The sequence below is a fragment of the Leisingera sp. CC-HEC093 genome, assembly GCF_059429195.1.
In genome coordinates, this window is the sequence record NZ_JCAIJR010000001.1 from 3,637,485 (window position 1) to 3,654,986 (window position 17,502).

General features: G+C 63.9%; 13 protein-coding genes. 6 read left to right on the forward strand and 7 right to left on the reverse strand.

From position 1 onward, the window contains the following. Positions 1 to 9 precede the first annotated feature (9 nt). The gene (gene mfd / locus AC5STB_RS17880; protein ID WP_495444137.1) at positions 10 to 3,465 is read right to left on the reverse strand and encodes a transcription-repair coupling factor; all 3,456 of its coding nucleotides are present in this window, start codon (positions 3,463 to 3,465) and stop codon (positions 10 to 12) included. A 41-nt stretch (positions 3,466 to 3,506) separates the two neighbouring features. Then, the gene (locus tag AC5STB_RS17885; RefSeq protein WP_495444138.1) at positions 3,507 to 4,028 is read right to left on the reverse strand and encodes a component of SufBCD complex; all 522 of its coding nucleotides are present in this window, start codon (positions 4,026 to 4,028) and stop codon (positions 3,507 to 3,509) included. 183 nt (positions 4,029 to 4,211) lie between these two features. On the opposite strand from AC5STB_RS17885, the gene hemB reads away from it, so the two are divergent. Both hemB and AC5STB_RS17895 read left to right on the forward strand, forming a co-directional pair. Then, entirely contained in the window at positions 4,212 to 5,210 is a 999-nt protein-coding gene (hemB, locus tag AC5STB_RS17890) for a porphobilinogen synthase (RefSeq protein WP_495444139.1), read from the forward strand. A gap of 150 nt (positions 5,211 to 5,360) precedes the next feature. Next, a complete protein-coding gene (locus AC5STB_RS17895) occupies positions 5,361 to 5,936 on the forward strand; it encodes a lipid-binding SYLF domain-containing protein (protein ID WP_495444140.1) in 576 nt (191 codons plus the stop codon). 102 nt (positions 5,937 to 6,038) lie between these two features. Here the strand turns inward: AC5STB_RS17895 and AC5STB_RS17900 are convergent, their stop codons facing one another. Further along, entirely contained in the window at positions 6,039 to 7,040 is a 1,002-nt protein-coding gene (locus AC5STB_RS17900; protein WP_495444141.1) for an NAD(P)-dependent oxidoreductase, read from the reverse strand. On the opposite strand from AC5STB_RS17900, the gene AC5STB_RS17905 reads away from it, so the two are divergent. Further along, positions 7,032 to 9,509, forward strand: coding sequence for a penicillin acylase family protein (locus AC5STB_RS17905; protein WP_495444142.1), 2,478 nt, complete (start codon positions 7,032 to 7,034; stop codon positions 9,507 to 9,509). The genes AC5STB_RS17900 and AC5STB_RS17905 overlap by 9 nt on opposite strands. Before the next feature lie 47 nt (positions 9,510 to 9,556). Here AC5STB_RS17905 and hflX read toward each other — a convergent pair whose 3' ends face one another. From hflX to trkA, 4 genes are all read right to left on the reverse strand, one after another. Then, positions 9,557 to 10,828, reverse strand: a complete 1,272-nt coding sequence (gene hflX / locus AC5STB_RS17910) for a GTPase HflX (RefSeq protein WP_495444143.1) — start codon at positions 10,826 to 10,828, stop codon at positions 9,557 to 9,559. Then, a complete protein-coding gene (gene hfq, locus AC5STB_RS17915) occupies positions 10,828 to 11,067 on the reverse strand; it encodes an RNA chaperone Hfq (protein ID WP_005611588.1) in 240 nt (79 codons plus the stop codon). The genes hflX and hfq overlap by 1 nt, the downstream gene beginning before the upstream one ends. Positions 11,068 to 11,188: 121 nt before the next feature. Further along, complete coding sequence (locus tag AC5STB_RS17920; RefSeq protein ID WP_495444144.1) at positions 11,189 to 12,724, reverse strand: TrkH family potassium uptake protein; 1,536 nt, start codon at positions 12,722 to 12,724, stop codon at positions 11,189 to 11,191. Position 12,725: 1 nt separating this feature from the next. Continuing rightward, positions 12,726 to 14,102 (reverse strand): Trk system potassium transporter TrkA, encoded by a 1,377-nt coding sequence (gene trkA / locus AC5STB_RS17925; protein ID WP_495444145.1) that lies wholly within the window; start codon positions 14,100 to 14,102, stop codon positions 12,726 to 12,728. 113 nt (positions 14,103 to 14,215) lie between these two features. On the opposite strand from trkA, the gene AC5STB_RS17930 reads away from it, so the two are divergent. The 3 genes from AC5STB_RS17930 to AC5STB_RS17940 all read left to right on the forward strand — a co-directional run bounded on the left by AC5STB_RS17930 (position 14,216) and on the right by AC5STB_RS17940 (position 17,495). Then, positions 14,216 to 14,683: a hypothetical protein gene (locus tag AC5STB_RS17930; protein ID WP_495444146.1), complete on the forward strand. Its 468-nt coding sequence runs from the start codon at positions 14,216 to 14,218 to the stop codon at positions 14,681 to 14,683. A gap of 317 nt (positions 14,684 to 15,000) precedes the next feature. Beyond that, positions 15,001 to 15,141, forward strand: a complete 141-nt coding sequence (locus tag AC5STB_RS17935; protein WP_495444147.1) for a hypothetical protein — start codon at positions 15,001 to 15,003, stop codon at positions 15,139 to 15,141. Then, on the forward strand, positions 15,138 to 17,495 hold the full coding sequence (locus tag AC5STB_RS17940) for a caspase family protein (RefSeq protein ID WP_495444148.1): 2,358 nt from the start codon (positions 15,138 to 15,140) through the stop codon (positions 17,493 to 17,495). Before AC5STB_RS17935 ends, AC5STB_RS17940 begins: the two co-directional genes overlap by 4 nt. The last annotated feature ends 7 nt before the right edge of the window (positions 17,496 to 17,502 follow it).

Below are 17,502 nucleotides of genomic sequence, written 5' to 3' on the forward strand. Positions count from 1 at the left end.
TGGCGTCTTTTATCCGGCTTTCGCCTTCTTCTTCTCGGCCACCACCTTCTCTGCCAGATCGCGGGCAATGGCAAAAGCACCCTTGATCTTGTCGGCGTCCTTTTTCCAGTCGCGGCGCACGACGATCTTGTTGTCCTTCACCTTGGCAAGCCCGTTCTGGCCCTGAATGAACTCCACCAGCCCCTGCGGAGAGGCGAATTTGTCGTTGTGGAACTGGATCGTCGCGCCCTTGGGGCCGCCGTCCATCTTGGCGATGCCTGCGCGTTTGCACATCGCCTTGATCCGCACCACCAGCATCAGCGTGTTCACTTCCTTGGGCAGCTTGCCGAAGCGGTCGATCAGCTCCGCGGCAAAACCTTCCAGCTCCACCTTGGTCGACAGCGACGACAGGCGGCGGTAGAGGCCAAGGCGCACGTCCAGATCCGGCACGTAATCCTCCGGGATCAGCACCGGAACGCCCAGGTTGATCTGCGGTGCCCATTGTTCGTCGGCATCCGAGAGTCCCTCCATTTCCCCCGCCTTGATCTTGGCAATCGCCTCCTCCAGCATCGACTGGTAGAGCTCATAGCCGACATCGCGCATCTGGCCGGACTGTTCCTCACCCAACAGGTTGCCGGCGCCCCGGATATCAAGGTCTTGCGAGGCAAGGGTAAAGCCCGCACCGAGCGTATCCAGTGACCCCAGCACCCGCAGGCGTTTCTCTGCCGCAGGAGTCAGCCGCTGGCGCGGCTTGGTGGTGAGGTACGCATAGGCGCGGGTCTTGGAGCGGCCCACACGCCCCCGGATCTGATAGAGCTGCGACAGGCCGAACATGTCGGCACGGTGCACCACCATCGTGTTGGCGGTCGGGATATCCAATCCGCTCTCCACAATCGTGGTTGCCAGCAGCACATCGTATTTGCCGTCATAAAAGGCGTTCATCCGATCATCGAGTTCGCCCGCCGCCATCTGGCCATGCGCCACGACATAGGACAGCTCCGGCAGTTGCGCCTTCAGGAACGCCTCGACGTCCGGCAGATCGGTGATCCGCGGCACCACATAGAAGCTTTGGCCGCCGCGGTAATGCTCGCGCAAGAGCGCCTCGCGGATAGTGACGCTGTCAAACTCGCTGACGTAGGTGCGGATCGCCAAGCGGTCCACTGGGGGCGTGCCGATGATCGACAGGTCCCGCACCCCGGTCAGGCTGAGCTGCAAGGTGCGCGGAATAGGCGTAGCCGTCAAAGTCAGCACATGGATGTCGCTGCGCAGCTGCTTCAACCGTTCCTTGTGGGCAACGCCGAAATGCTGTTCCTCGTCAATGATCAGCAAGCCAAGGTTCTGAAACTTGATGTTCTTGGCCAGTACGGCATGGGTGCCGATCACGATGTCGACGGTGCCCTTGGCCAGTCCTTCGCGGGTCTGGCTGGCATCCTTGGTGCTAACAAAGCGCGACAACTGTCTGACCTGCAAAGGAAAGCCCCGGAACCGCTCAGCAAAGGACGCGGCATGCTGGCGTGCCAGCAGAGTGGTGGGCGCCACCACCGCCACCTGCAGCCCCGACATGGCGGCGACAAAGGCCGCGCGCATCGCCACCTCGGTTTTGCCAAAGCCGACGTCGCCGCAAATCAGCCGGTCCATCGGCTGGCCGGAGTGCAGATCCTCCATCACATCCTCGATGGCACGCAGCTGGTCGTCGGTCTCCTGATAGGGGAAGCGGGCCGAGAATTCCTCCCATGCATGCGGCGGCGGGTCCATCACCGGTGCCTTGCGCAGGGCACGTTCGGCGGCGATGCGGATCAGCTTGTCCGCCATCTCGCGGATGCGTTCCTTGAGCTTGGCCTTCTTGGCCTGCCAGGCGCCGCCGCCCAGCCGGTCCAGGAGGCCCTCCTCGTGGCCGTACTTGGACAGAAGTTCGATGTTTTCAACAGGCAGGTACAGCTTTGACTGCTCGGCGTATTCCAGCAGGATGCATTCATGCGCCGCACCCGCCGCCGTCACCACTTCCAGCCCCTTGTAGCGGCCGATGCCGTGGTCCACATGCACCACCAGATCGCCGGGGCTGAGCGACTGGGTCTCGGTCAGGAAGTTCTCTGCCTTGCGGCGTTTCTTCGGCGCCCGGATCAGCCGGTCGCCCAGCACGTCCTGCTCCGAGATCACCGTCATGTCCGGCGCCTCGAACCCGTGTTCCAGCGCCCAGACCGCCAGATGCAGGCCGGATTTACCGATGCGGGTGCCGTCCATCACCGGGATGGCCTCGGCCAGCCCTTCATCCTCGATCAGCCCTGTCAGACGTTCACGTGCGCCCTCAGAGTAGGAGGCGATGAGGACCGGCCCGGCCTGCATCCGCGCCTTAATATGCGCTGCCAAAGCACCGAAAAGACTGATTTTTTCCTGCTGGCGCTCCGGCGCGAAGTTGCGCCCGATGCGCCCGCCTGCATCCGCCACGCCGGGGCCGGAGGCCTGCGGCAGCGGATGGAACTGCACGACGCGCATATCCGCAACCGCCGCTTCCCAGGCGGTATCGTCCAGATACAGCAGCTCCGGCGGTGTGGGTTTATAGACGGTGTCAATCCGCCCCTTCTGCTCCAGCGCGTGTTTGCGGGTGCCGTACTGGTCCTCAATGCTGTCCCAACGCGCCAGCCGGGCCGGTGTCAGCTGGTCGTCAAGCGTGACGGTCGCCTGCGGCAGGTAGTCGAACAGCGTTTCCAGCTTCTCATGGAAGAACGGCAGCCAGTGCTCGATCCCCTGGTGCTTGCGCCCGGCGCTGACCGCCTCATAGAGCGGATCATCGGTGCCAGCGGCGCCAAACTCGATCCGGTAGTTCTGGCGGAAGCGGGTGATGGCCGCCTCGTCCAGGATCACCTCGGAAACCGGCGCCAGCTCCACCACCTCCAGCTTTTCGGTGGTGCGCTGGGTGGCCGGGTCAAACCGGCGCGCGCCGTCCAGCACATCGCCGAACAGATCCAGCCGCACCGGGCCGCTTTCGCCCGGCGGGAAGATGTCGATGATCCCGCCGCGGATGGCATAGTCCCCTGGTTCCATCACCGTCGGGCTTTGGGAAAACCCCATGCGGACCAGGAAGTCGCGCAGCGCGTTTTCATCAAGCCGTTGATCGACACGGGCAGTAAAGGCCGCCTCGCGCAGCACCTCCCGCGCAGGCACCCTTTGGCTGGCAGCATTGAGCGTGGTCAGCAGCACAAACTGCTTGGGCATCTGATGCACCAGGGCTGCCAGCGCGGCCATCCGCGCCGCGGAAATATCGGCATTCGGCGACACCCGGTCATACGGCAGGCAGTCCCAGCCCGGAAACACAAATACCGGCATGTCCGGCGCAAAGAAGGCAAGTGCTGCCCGCATGGCCTCCATCCGCTTGTCATCACGCGCCACATGCAGCACCGGCGCGCCGGATTTCTGCACTTCCTTCAGGATCAGGCGGGCATCGAACCCTTCGGGCGCACCGCCCATGGTGATTGCACGCTGTGCCATGCGTTATCCTTTCCGGGACGCCGTTTGACCCTGGCTTTGGATCACAACGCCCCGATCGTCAGGTTCTGGTACATCCCCCAGAACGCCGTAACCAGAATTGAGACCGTGCCGACAAACTGAATGTAAAGCCGGCAGAAGGACAGCCGCTTGCGCAGGGCTTCGCCCGTTGCCCCCTCCTGTGCGATCCGGCGCGCGGTCAGATAGCTGATCAGACCTACGACGGACATCGGAAAGGCCAGCAGGAACACCGCCTGAGCGATTTCCAGCAGGTAGACAAAGCCAAGCGTCGCCAGTGCCGAGAGCAGAAAACACGCCAGCGCCACCAGCCAGGGCCCGGACACATCGGCGATATACAGCATCCGGTTCACGTTGACGCGGGTGATGTCCGCCAGATCCTGTTCGGCCTGCCCGCCGCGCCGGCGCGCCCGGTATACCATGTCGAAAGGAACACCCAGAATCCAGTGGCTGGCAGAGGACCACATGACAGCCAGCGCAATCCAGTACCAAAGGTTGGAGAACGACCGCAGGTCAATCATCTCATAGATAATGTGAAGCAGATCCACTCCAGCCCCCATCTTGCCGCTGCCGGCCCTTGAGGCCTGTTTTATGTAACCGGCCCTATATCAACCGGGAAAGGCGCGCAGGCAAGCCCGCTTGGCGCACAAGTTTTCCGGCGCGGCGAATGTGCCTCTTGTTCCCGGGACTGCTCCATGCCACCCATGGGCCAGTCAAAACGAGAGACCGCTATGAAGCCCACCGTCGCGCCCTTTCCCGCCGCCCGCCTGCGCCGCACCCGTGCCAGCCAGGCGATCCGCAATCTGGTGCAGGAAAACACCCTGACGCCGTCCGATTTCATCTGGCCGGCGTTCGTCCGCGACGGTGGAGGCCAGGAGGAGCCGGTCGCCTCGATGCCCGGCGTGGTGCGCCGCTCGGTGGACAAGATTGCCGAAGCCGCAGTTGAGGCGCAGGCGCTGGGTATTCCAGCCATCTGTCTGTTTCCCTATACGGATGCGTCGCTCAAGACCGAAGACTGCGCCGAGGCATGGAACCCGGACAACCTGACCAACCGCGCCATTCGCGCGATTAAGGACGCGGCGCCGGATATTGCGGTGATGACCGACGTGGCACTGGACCCCTACAACATCAATGGCCATGACGGCTATGTGGTGGACGGCGAGATCGTCAATGACGCCACGGTCGAGGCGCTGGTCAAAATGACCCTGGCCCAGGCCGATGCCGGTGCCGACATCATCGGCCCGTCCGATATGATGGACGGCCGCATCGGCGCCATGCGGACGGGATTGGAGCAGGCAGGCCACCACAATGTGGCCATCCTTTCCTACTCGGCCAAATACGCCTCTGCCTACTACGGGCCGTTCCGCGATGCGGTCGGGGCCTCTGGTGCGCTGACGGGCGACAAGAAAACCTATCAGATGGACCCGGCCAACAGCGACGAGGCGTTGCGGCTGATCGAGCGCGACCTGATGGAGGGCGCCGATATGGTCATGGTGAAGCCAGGCATCGCCTATCTGGACATCTGCCAGCGGGTGAAATCCGCCTTTGGCGTGCCGACCTATGCCTATCAGGTCTCTGGCGAATACGCGATGATCCAGGCCGCAGCCCAGAACGGCTGGGTGGATGGCGAAAAGGTGATGATGGAAAGCCTGATGGCCTTCAAGCGCGCAGGCTGCAACGGCATCCTCACTTATTTCGCCCCCGCCGCTGCCCGCCTGCTGAACGGCTGACCTCCAAGGCCCTGCGCTGCCGGATCATTTCAGCGGGAAGCCGCCAATACCGGCCTGCAAACGGATGACAGGCAGCGGTTTTCCGCGTATAACCCTGCCCAGAGCCGGACCAAACCGGCCTCGGAGCAATTCATTACAGGCACCTGAAAAATGAGCGATATTTCCTCTACCCGCATGACCCGCCGCGGCTTCACGCTGGCCGCGCTGGCCGGTGCAGGCGCGACCGCCGCCTGCGGCAATGGCGTCGGCAACAGCAACGCCGCCACCATCGACGCCCGCGTCGATGCCACGCTGAACCAGATGTACAGCCAATACCCCAACACCCGCACCCTGGCGGAGAAATCAACCGGCATGCTGGTGATGCCGCTGGTGACTGAGGCGGGTTTTGTCTTTGGCGGCGCCTACGGCCGCGGCGCGCTGCGGATCAACGGCGTGACCGTCGACTACTATGCCACCTACAAAGGCAACGCGGGACTGCAGATCGGCGCACAGCAGTACGCGCACGTGCTGTTCTTCATGACCCAGGATGCGCTGGCAGGCTTCCGCCGCTCCTCCGGCTGGGCGGCAGGCGCCGATGTCGAATATGTGATCAAGGACGAAGGCAACGCGCTCAGCGCCGATACCAATACTCTGACTTCGCCGGTGCTGGCCGTGGTCTTTGCCCAGGCTGGCCTGCGTGTTGGCGCCACCCTCGAAGGCACCAAATACACCCGCATCATTCCCTAAAAGAACGCGGCAGCGGCGGCGGCATCCGCCTCTTCTTCTGGCTGGAAATATCCCCGCCGGAGGCATGGCCTTTCCATCTGGAAAGGCCATTTCCCTTTTTGGTCAGCCGTCCAGCTTGCGCAGCCGCTTGAACAGCGACGAAGTGTCCCAGCGCCCGCCGCCCATTTTCTGCACATCCTTGTAGAATTGATCGACCAGCGCCGTCACCGGCAGGCTGGCACCGGTTTCATCCGCAGCATCCAGGCAAATCCCCAGGTCCTTGCGCATCCAGTCGACCGCAAAGCCATGCTCGAAATGATCATCCAGCATGGTTTCATAGCGGTTTGCCATCTGCCAGCTGCCCGCAGCGCCCTGGCTGATCACCTCAACCACCGCGCGCCCGTCCAGCCCGGCCTTCTCGGCAAAATGCAGCGCTTCGCTCAACCCTTGCACCAAGCCCGCGATGGCGATTTGATTGCACATCTTGGTCATCTGGCCGGCACCGCTGCCGCCGATGCGCCGGCAGATGCGGGCATAGGCATCAATCACCGGCTCGACACGGCCATAGGCGTCTTCATCGCCGCCGCACATGACCGACAGCACGCCATTCTCAGCCCCCGCCTGGCCGCCGGAGATCGGCGCATCGACAAAGGCTATCCCCTGCTCCGCCGCCGCCCCGTACAGCTCGCGCGTGACTTTGGCCGACACCGTGGTGTGATCGGTGAAAACCGTGCCCTTGGCCATGCCCGTAAAAGCCCCGTCAGACCCCAGGCAGACAGACCGCAGATCGTCATCATTGCCGACGCAGGCCATCACAAAGTCCGCGCCCGAGGCCGCTGCCCGCGGGGTCGCGGCAAAATGGCCGCCATGCTCCTTGGTCCAGGCCTTGGCCTTGGCTTCGGTGCGGTTGTAGACGGTCACCTCATGGCCCGCGGCCTGCAGGTGCCCGGCCATCGGGTAGCCCATGACGCCAAGCCCAAGAAACGCGATTTTTGCCATCTGCTTTTCCCCTGATCTGTCTTCGCATATGTTGGCGCCAACCCTAACACCGCCGCCGCGGGGCGCAATCTGCCATGCGGCTGGAAATGACAAAAACCCAAGGGAAAACAACCGCTGATGGGACATCTTTTCCGCTGGCTGCTGCGCCTTGCTGCGGGCCTGATTCTGCTGAGCATTCTGGCCGCCGCGCTGGTCTATTACCTCGCCTCGCAGTCGCTGCCTGAATACGACAAGGAGCTGGCCCTGCCCGGTCTCTCCTCGCCTATTGAAATCGTGCGTGACAACGCCAATGTGCCGCATATTTTCGGCAGCTTCGGCGCCAGCGATGAGGATGTCTATTTCGGCCTTGGCTATGCCCATGCCCAGGACCGGCTGTGGCAGATGGCGGTGATGCGGCGCACCGCGCAAGGCCGCCTGTCGGAGATCTTTGGCACCCGCACCGTGCAGACCGACACTTACCTGCGCCGCCTCGACCTCTACAATCTGGCACGGCAGTCGGTAGAGGTGCAATCACCTGAAGCGATGACTGCGCTCAAGGCCTATGCCGACGGTGTGAACGCCCGGTTGCTGGAGATCAACGAGGATGCATTGGGCCGCGGCGCGCCGGAAATGTTTCTGTTCAACATGCCGGTAGCGCCCTGGCAGCCCGCCGACAGTATTGCGATCATGAAGCTGATGGCGCTGCAGCTCTCCGGCCACATGAAGGAAGAGATTCTGCGCGCCCGCACCTCGCTGGCGCTGAATGATGCGGACCGCATCAGGGACATCCTGCCGGATGCCCCCGGCAAGGGTGTGACCGCCCTGCCCGAATACGCCGAGCTGGTGCCGGGTGCCCGGCAGTACGCCGGTGCCGAGCCCGCAGAGGAGAACAGCCTGCTGTTCCCCGTGGCCCCGCGCGGGCTGGCGGGTGCCTCCAATGCCTGGGCCGCCGCGCCCAGCCGCTCGGCGGCAGGCGGCACGCTGCTGGCAAATGACCCTCACCTGGGCCTCAGCGCCCCTGGCATCTGGTACCTGGCGCGGCTGGAGCTGGGCACCGGCGGGGTAATCGGCGGCACCATCCCCGGCATCCCCGCGGTGATCACCGGACGCTCCGACGCCCTGGGCTGGGGTGTCACCTCCTCCTTCATGGATGACCAGGACCTGTTCATCGAGCGGCTCAATCCGGAAAACCCGCAGGAATACCTGAGCGTCGACGGCAACAAGAAATTCGTGACCCGCCCCTCGATCATCAAGATCAAGGACGAGGCGCCTGTCACCCTGACCCTGCGCTGGACCGACAACGGCCCGGTGCTGCCCGGTTCCATGTTTAATCTGGCGGAAATCACCCCGCCCGGCCACGTGGTCTCGCTGGCCTGGACTGTACTCAGCCCCAGGGACACCTCAATGAGCGCCGCCATCGGGCTGATGCGCAGCGCCTCTGTGCAGGAAGCGATCATCGCAGGCGAGGAATTTGTCGCCCCGGCGCAGAACCTGACACTGGCGGACAAAGACACGATCGCGATGAAGACCGTCGGCGCCTTCCCGCTGCGCGACGCAGGCCATCAAAGCAAGGGCCGGATGCCCAGCCAGGGCTGGCACCCGGAAAACCGCTGGCAAGGCCGCGCGCCTTATGCGGAGAACCCGGAATTCATCAGCCCCGCGGGCGGCATTCTGGGCAACACCAACAACAAGATCCTCGACCGCCCGTTCCCCAAGCATGTCTCCTTTGACTGGGGTGACACCCAGCGCATTCACCGCTGGGAAAAGCTGATGCAGAACCGCGAGGTTCATACCCGCGACAGCTTCATCGAGGCGCAGCTGGATACTGTGTCCTATACCGCGCGCACCCTGCTGCCGCTGATCGGGGCCAACCTGTGGTACACCGGCGAGGCCGCCCCTGCCGGCACCCGCGAGCGCCAGCGCCAGATCGCGCTGACCATTCTGTCAGAGTGGAACGGCGAAATGAACGAACACCTGCCGGAGCCGCTGATCTATGCTGCTTGGCTGCGCGCCCTGCAGACGCGGCTGATCACTGATGAATTGGGGCCGGTCGCCAAGTCTTTCCGCCATGTGGAGCCGCTGTTCATCGAGCGTGTCTTCCGCAATGTCGAGGGGGCTTCCGCCTGGTGCGATGTGCGGCAGAGCGCGCCGGAAGAGAGTTGCACCGACATGGCACGGCTGGCGCTGGATGATGCGTTGATCTGGATCGAAGAACGCTATGGCGACGCTCTGGAGTCGCTGCGCTGGGGCGACGCGCATCAGGCGGTTCAGGACCATGCCGTTCTGGGCGACGTGCCGCTGCTGCGATACTTTGTGAACATCCGCCAATCCACCAGCGGCGGCGACAACACCCTTCAGCGCGGCAAAAGCTCCGGTAAGGATCCCGACCCGTTCCAGAACATTCACGCCGCCGGCTACCGCGGGGTCTATGACTTTGCCGACCCCGACAGCTCCGTCTTCATCACCGCCACCGGCCAGTCCGGCCACCCGCTGTCGCGCTACTACGACGACATGGCCCAGCTGTGGCGCCGCGGCGAATACATCCCGATGTCTTTGGACGAGGAACTCGCCCGCGCCGCTGCGGTCGGCATAACCCGGATTTCACCGAGACAATAAAAAACGGGCGCATCAGCGCCCGTTCTTTTTTTATTCGGATCGGCAGGTCACAGCCTCTCGAACTTGGCCTTTTGCCGGTCGGTCCACAGCACAGTGATGTCGAAACCGGTTTCGGTCTGCTCCTCGCGCTGCACCAGGTCCTCCTTGAACAGCCAGGCGCGCTGCTTGCCCTGCCCGAAGGTAAGAGTCAGCAGCTCCTCATGCCGCACCCCCTGCAGCTTTTCGGCGATGTCTGCCAAGAGGCCGTCCAGACCCTCGCCGGTCAGGGCCGAGATCGCATGGATCCCCTCCTCACGCGCCGCACGCTGGCGGCGGGCCTCGGCTTCTTCGTCAGGCAGCTGGTCCAGCTTGTTCCAGACCTCGATCCGGACGCGGTTTTCATCCACGCCCAGCGAGACCATGATCGCCTCCACGTCCTCTGCCTGCTGCTCGCTTTCATCATGGCTGATGTCACGCACATGCAGGATCACATCCGCAGCCAGCACCTCTTCCAGCGTGGCGCGGAAGGCGGCGACCAGCTCTGTCGGCAGGTCCGAGATGAAGCCAACGGTATCGGACAGGATGATCTCCGGCCCGTCCGGCAGCTCCACCCGCCGCATGGTTGGGTCCAGGGTGGCAAAGAGCATGTCCTTGGCCATCACCTCTGCCCCCGTCAGCCGGTTGAACAGCGTCGACTTGCCGGCATTGGTATAGCCTACCAGCGCGACAATCGGATACGGCACCTTGGCGCGCGAGGCACGGTGCAGTGTCCGGGTCTTCACCACCTTGTCCAGCTGCCGGCGCAACCGCACCAGCTGGTCGTCGATGGCGCGCCGGTCCGCTTCGATCTGGGTTTCGCCAGGTCCGCCGACAAATCCCAGGCCGCCGCGCTGGCGCTCCAGGTGGGTCCAGGCCCGCACCAGCCGCGTCCGCTGATAGCTGAGCGCGGCCATCTCCACCTGCAGCACGCCCTCGCGGGTCGCGGCACGGTCCGAGAAGATTTCCAGGATCAGCCCGGTCCGGTCGAGGATCTTGACCTTCCAGGCCTTCTCCAGATTGCGCTGCTGAACCGGGGAAACCGGCCCGTCGATCAGGACCAGTTCAACCTCATTCGCCTTCAGGATGCCTGCCAGCTCTTCGATCTTGCCGGAGCCGAACAGCATCCCCGGATGCGCCTTGGGCAGGCGCACCACGTTTGACCCGATCACGTCAAGATCAGGCAAGGCCGCTGCCAGCGCAACGGCCTCCTCCAGCGCGGGAGCAGCCTCGCGGCGTCCGCTGTCAGATTTGATTTCCGGATGCAGCACCCAGGCGCGGGTCTGCTTCCTTTCATGCTCCATCAATTGGAGTCTTCACCCTCATAGAGACTGATCGGCTGGGCCGGCATGATGGTCGAAATCGCGTGTTTGTAGACCAGCTGCGACTGTCCGTCGCGGCGCAGCAGCACGCAGAAGTTGTCGAACCAGGTGATAACACCCTGCAGTTTGACCCCGTTGATCAGAAAGATTGTAACCGGAACCTTGGTTTTGCGAACGTGATTCAGGAAGGCATCCTGAAGATTCTGTCTGTCCGAAGCCATTTTTTATTATCTCGCCTTTGTTCTTGCTACGCGCTGCGGACCAGCACGCACGTTAAAAATCAGTATGGAGAAAGAAAAAATAAGTTTCCACCCGAAAAACACTTTTTACCCGCGGGGGCAGTCAGCTGCGCCAGAGGTTCGGGGACAGCAGCGCGATAAAAGCCAGGGTTTCCAGCCGCCCCAGAACCATCGCGATGCACAGGATCAGCTTGGCCGGCTCGGTCAGCAAATTCAGCACAATCGGGGCGCTGCTAGCGCTTTCAGTCAACGGCCCGGTGGTCGACAGCGCAGCAATTGCCAGCACCAGCGACTGCTCGAAGCTCGATCCGACTGCGGCCAGCGCGGTGCTGACCAGCGCCAGCGACAGCGCAAACAGCATGAAGAACACCCAGGCCACAAAGGCACCGTTTTTCTGCAGGCGCTTGGTGCGGTCGCCCTCGCCGCTGACGGAATGGGGATGCACCAGCCGCTCCATCTCTCGCAGCCCGTTCAGGTACAGCGCATAGACCCGCAGCAGCTTGACGCCGCCGGCCGTTGTCGCGACGCCGCCGCCGAACACCGCAAGCCCCAAGAGGATCATGCCCGGTGTTTCCAGCCCCGACCAGGTCCGGGCGGCCTGCCAATGCACGCTTTCAAATCCCGTTGTCGACAGGAAGGACATCACCGTGAACACAGCCCCCCACAGCGCCCGCAGCGCCTGCAGCAGATCCTCGCCCGCATCGACCTCATAAGCGGCGAACCAGTGGCGCAGGAACAGCAGCATCGGAACGCCAAAGACGATCAGCAGCCCGGTCCGGAACTCCGGATCCATATCCAGACGCCCCTGCCCGGATGTCACCGTATCGCTGGAGAAGGTCAGCCGCGACAGGGCAAAGAACATGAACAGGAACATCACCATCTCTCCGGCAATGCCGCTGGCGGCGTTCTCCACCCCGCCGGTTGCGGATATACCGGAGGTCGCCATCACCGACATCGCGTGGCTGAGCCCGGCCAGCGCCTGCTCGCCGGTGATCATCAGCAGCAGCCACAGCACCATGGTCAGCCCGGCATAGACCGGTGCCAGGGTGCGGGTGACAAGCACCAGCTGGCGGCGCGGGTCGGCTCTTTCCATCTGCGCAGGGCCTGCGACGCCGCCGCCCGGCTGCCCCTTGGCGGTAACCTCAAACCCGCCCAGCGACATCGGGGCCAGCACCGCCGAGGCGGCGACCCACATCAGCAACCCGCCCAGCCAGCCGACCATTGCGCGCCACAGATGCACGCTGGGCGGCAGCCGCCCCGGATCGCCCCAGATATCGGCGCCGGTGGTGGTGATCGCGCTCACCATGTCGAAATAGGCGTTCACAAAGCGGGTGCTGACCAGCGCATCCTGCACCGGCACCGCCAGAAACAGCGGCAGCACGGTGAACGTAGCCAGCAGCGACAACAGCTGCCCCGGCATCCCGTAGCGCGGCACCCGGCTGCCCATTGACAGGGCAATCAGCACCATCAAGATCAGCCCCGCCAGGCCGGAATAAAAGAAGCTCTGCGATGTGTGATGGTCATCCAGAACCAGCGCGTGGATGGCCGGCAGCCACATCGCCAGCGAGGCGATGCCCCAGATCAGTAGGAACAACGGCAGGCGCAGCACGCCGACGGGGGCTTGGACAACGCGGCGCATCTTAGAAGTAGTCGATCGACACCTGCAGGAGGCGCTCCACCTCGGGCACGTCGTCGGCCATCGCAAACAGCGCGATCACATCGCCCTCCTCAATCCGGGTCCCGCCAGAGGGGCGAAGCATCTCGCCGTCTTTCAGGATGCCGCCAACCAGCACCCCTTCGGGGAAGTCAGTATCGCGGATCATCTGCCCGGCAATCGGCGAGGTCGACAGCACCTCCGCCTCAATCATCTCAGCTTCGGCATCGCCCAAGGAATAGACCTGCCGCACCCGGCCATAGCGGATGTGCCGCAGGATCGAGCTGACGGTCGTGGAGCGCGGATTGATGTAAGCGTCGATGCCAAGGTGCGGCAGCAGCGGCACAAGGGTCGGGTCGTTGATCAGCGCAATCGCCAGCGGGCAGCCTTCGGCCTTGGCCCGCACCGCAGCCAGCAAGTTGACCTTGTCGTCATCGGTTACCGCCAGCATTGCATCCGCCTTATCGATGCCCGCTTCGATCATCAGCGACCGGTCCAGGCCGTCGCCGTTCAGCACGATGGTGCGCTCCAGCTCCTCTGCCGCACGTTCGGCGCACCTGCGGTCCCGTTCGATCACCTTGGCGCGGATCCTGTAGGCACTGCTTTCCAGCGCCTTGGCCACTTCCAGGCCAACGTTGCCGCCGCCCACCACAACCACGCGGTCCTGGCGCTTCTCCTGCTTGCCGAACACCTCAATAGTGCGCGGCACGTCCTCAACGTGGGAAAAGACATAGCAGCTGTCGCCGACAAACAGCTGGTCCCCGGGTTCCGGGGCGAACAGGGTTCCATCCCGGCGCACACCGACCACGATGGCCCGCAGCGTCGAAAAGAGATCGGTGAGCTGCCGCAGCGGCGTGTTCACCACCGGGCAGCCCTCGTCAATCTGAATGCCCAAGAGCTGCGCCTTGCCGCCCATGAAGGTTTCCGTGTCGAACGCCGCCGGGGCCGCCAGCCGCTGCATGGCGGCCGCTGCCACCTCCCGCTCAGGGCTGATCACCACGTCGATCGGCAGATGCTCGCGCTGGTAAAGATCGGAATAGATCGCGGTGAGATAGCTTTTGGCCCGCAGCCGGGCAATCTTGCGCTGCACCTTGAACACCGAATGCGCCACCTGGCAGGTCACCATGTTGACCTCGTCCGAGTGGGTGGCAGCGATAATCATGTCGGCATCGCGCGCTCCGGCCCGGTCCAGCACGTCCGGGTAGGACGCAAATCCGTGTATCCCTTGCACGTCCAGAGTGTCCGTCGCCCGCCGCACCAGTTCCGCGTTGCTGTCTACGACGGTGACGTCATTGTGCTCACCGGACAGGTGCCGTGCGATCTGCCAGCCGACTTGGCCCGCGCCGCAGATAATAACCTTCATGTGCGTGTTCCTAGGCGGAATTTCAGGCTGAGTTTTGCCCGATGTGAATGACAGATGCCGCAATCACGGTCAAATTATTTGTAACTTCCTCAGTTTGCGGCCATTCTTTCCCCATGCAACGGAGCGTACGGATCACGGCGGGCATGGCGCTGGTGCTTTTTGCAAGCGCCTGCGGCCCCCTTCCGGTTTATTACAGGCAAGGGGCAGAAGTTTCCCGCCTGCAATCGGATGAGCTGGCCTGCGCGGCACAGGCGCTGAAGGAGTCCCCTGTCGCCAATGAGATCCGCCAGCATCCGCCGGTCTATTACCCCGGCCGCAAAGTCTGTTCCGGCGGCCGCTGTTACTACTACCCCGGATACTGGTCGCAGGGCAGCATATACACCGTTGACGTGAACAAACCCCTGCGCCAGCGGCTGGAAAAATCCTGCATGGCTTCCAAGGGGTATCAGCAAATCGCACTGAAACGCTGCACCCAGCGCAGCGCAGCGGCGGCACCCGGGCCGCGTCTGGCGCCGCTGACCGAATCCGCCTGCGCGCAGCGCAACCGCGATGGCAGCACCATCATCCGCCCCGGCGGCTGATGACCCGGACCCGCCGCGGCTGTTGAGGTCCGGCCGGGCGCGGGACAATTTTGATTTGCGGCCTAGTTTCAAGTAAGCTGAGCACCGATTGTTATTGACCAGTATTCTCAAAAGAGAAAGGCACCCGATGCGGATACATTTCCTGTTTGCCGTGCTGCCGGTGGCAGCCGTCACCACGGCCTGCGAACCCACTGCGCCAATTGCTCCGCCACCATCCGCAGCACCGGCCCCGGCCTCAGCGTCCTCGACCTACAGCGCACCCGCCACGCGTCCGGCTAGCACGGCTGCTCCAGCCCGCACACCAGCCGCTCCGGCGGTTGAAACCATCGGGCCGCCGGGCGGCGGCGGCGCTGGTGCCGGCGGCGGTGGTGGAGGTTCTGGCGGTGGTGGTGCTGGCGGCGGCGGCGGTGGAAGCGGCGGCGGCGGGGGCTGGGGCTAATCCCCGGATCACACCATGACCCCCCATTCCCCCAAATGTGCCGCTGTTGCGACCCTGCTCCTGGCCTGGCCGCTGCTGCCGCCCGCAGCAGCACAGGCAGCCTATGAAACCAGCGAACAGGGCGCGGCCCCGGAAACCGCGATTGTGGTCGGCATTCAGAACTATGACCATGTCACCGACCTGACCAACACCCGCAAGGACGCCGAGGCGATGGCAGAGATGCTCAAGTCCTTCGGCTACACCGTCTATGAAGGCTACGACTTGGACAAACGCGGGTTCGAGGCTCTGCTGCGCCAGGCGGCGCTCAACATCCGCGACGGCAGCCAGGTGTTCTTCTACTACGCGGGCCACGGCATCCAGCTGGGGCGCCGCAACTATCTGCTGACCAGCGACGCCAAGCTGTCGGGCATCAACGATCTGCCCTTCCAGTCGGTCACACTGGACAGGGTATCCGCCATCATCGGCGGCAAGGCAGGCAGCCAAATCCTGATGCTGGATTCCTGCCGCGATAATCCGGTGCCGGATGCCAGGCTCAATGCCGAGGTCGGCGCCCAGCTCTACGAAGCGCGGGAGGGCTTCGATGTGTTCCGCCCTCCGCTGAACACATTGGTGGCGTTTTCCACCTCCCCTGGTGCCACCGCACTGGACGGCGAGCCCGGCAGCAACAGCCCCTATACCGCCTCCGTGGTGCGGCATTTTCCGGACCACCCGGACGAGGATGCGATGACCGTCCTGTCCGCCATCCGCAGTGACGTCTACAGCGCCACAGGCAACACCCAGGTTCCTTGGGAAAGCTCGACGCTGATGCAGAAAATCTACCTGCGCCCCGCTGAAAGGTCGCTGAACATCGCCGCTGCAGATACGGGCACCGCATCGCAGACCGCCGCCGCAGAAGCCGTTCCTGCCAGCCTCGGCCAGCTTCCGGCTGAACTGTCGGTGAAGATACCGCTTGGCCGGGCGCTGGAACTGGCACCAGAGATCAGCCCCTATGTCCAGCCGGGCACCACCGTGTCAATTGTCGAAACCCCGTCTGCCGGCGTCACCTCGCTGCAATCAGGCGACGGCCGCTCGCTCAGCCTCAGCTATGCACCCAAACTGACTGAGCTGCCCGCCCGCAAAGACGGCGGCCAAGTCCGCAAGGACCGGATGGTGCTGCGGCTTGCGCAGGCGGATGCGGTGCGCGACGTGACGGTCAATCTGGAAATGATTGCCCGTCAATGCGACCTGGAGGCCGGCGACCTGCTGGATCTGCAAGGGGTGGGCCTCTACCGCTTCCCCAATGAAATCGACCTCCAGGCAGCAGAAACGGCTTGCCGCGAGGCGGTGGAGGCCGCCCCGGAAATCGGCCGCCTGCATTATCAGCTCGGCCGCGCGCTGCAAGGCCAGGGCCGCCTGATGGAGGCCTACGAAACCTTTGAAAAGGCAGCGGAGCTTGGCCATGTGCGCGCCTACAACGCGGTGGCCTATCTGCATGTCACCCCGAATGTGGACCGCGAAACCGTACCGATCCCCTATGACCCGGACAAGGCACTTGCGTTGTGGGACAAGGGTATTGAGGCCGGCGATCCCTTCTCAATGCATGCGCGCGGCAAGCGGCTCCTGCGCAAAAGCAGCACGCCAGAACAAAAGCAGCGCGGCTTTGACCTGCTCAGCCGTGCGGTGGAGCTGGGCCATACATATGCGCTGAATGAGCTGGGCGTGTTCTTCCTGTGGAGCGGCGACGAGCTGGCGCAGCCGGACCGCGGGCTGGCCTATCTGGAAGCCTCTGCCGGGCGCGGCGACATCTACGGCACCGCCAACCTCGGCTATGTCTACCGGGACGGCGGCGCAAGCAAACCGGTGGACAAGGCAAAAGCCAAGGCGCTGTTTGCCGAAGCGGCGCAGCTGGGACACCCCCATGCCCCGGGCGAGATCGGCCGGATGATCATGAACGGCGACCTGCCCGGCAGCGATGCGGCCGAGGCGCTGGAATGGTATGACATGGGGCTTGCACGCGGCGATGCCTGGGGCGGCGCCAATGGCGCCTGGGTGGCACTGAACCGGCTGCCGGACCGGGTCCCGGCCCATGCTGCCGCGGCCCGGGCGGGCAAGGCGATGGCGCTGAATGATCCGGACGCCCGCGCTGCGGCACGGGATCTGCTGTCCGGCATGGCTGACAAGGACGTGGCGGCCGGCACCCAGTATATCCTGCGCCAGCTGGGATCCAATATCGCTGTCGATGGCCAGTTCGGCCCGGCATCGCGCAAGCAGCTGGAAAATTGGGCGCGCGAGGCAGGGCTGCCTGCCATTGCGCCCAAGGACGCCATTTCCCAGCTGCAGCTGGCCGCCCAGGTCCACTTCGCGCTGAACCCGATCCGCCAGGACCTGTTCTGATTGCTGC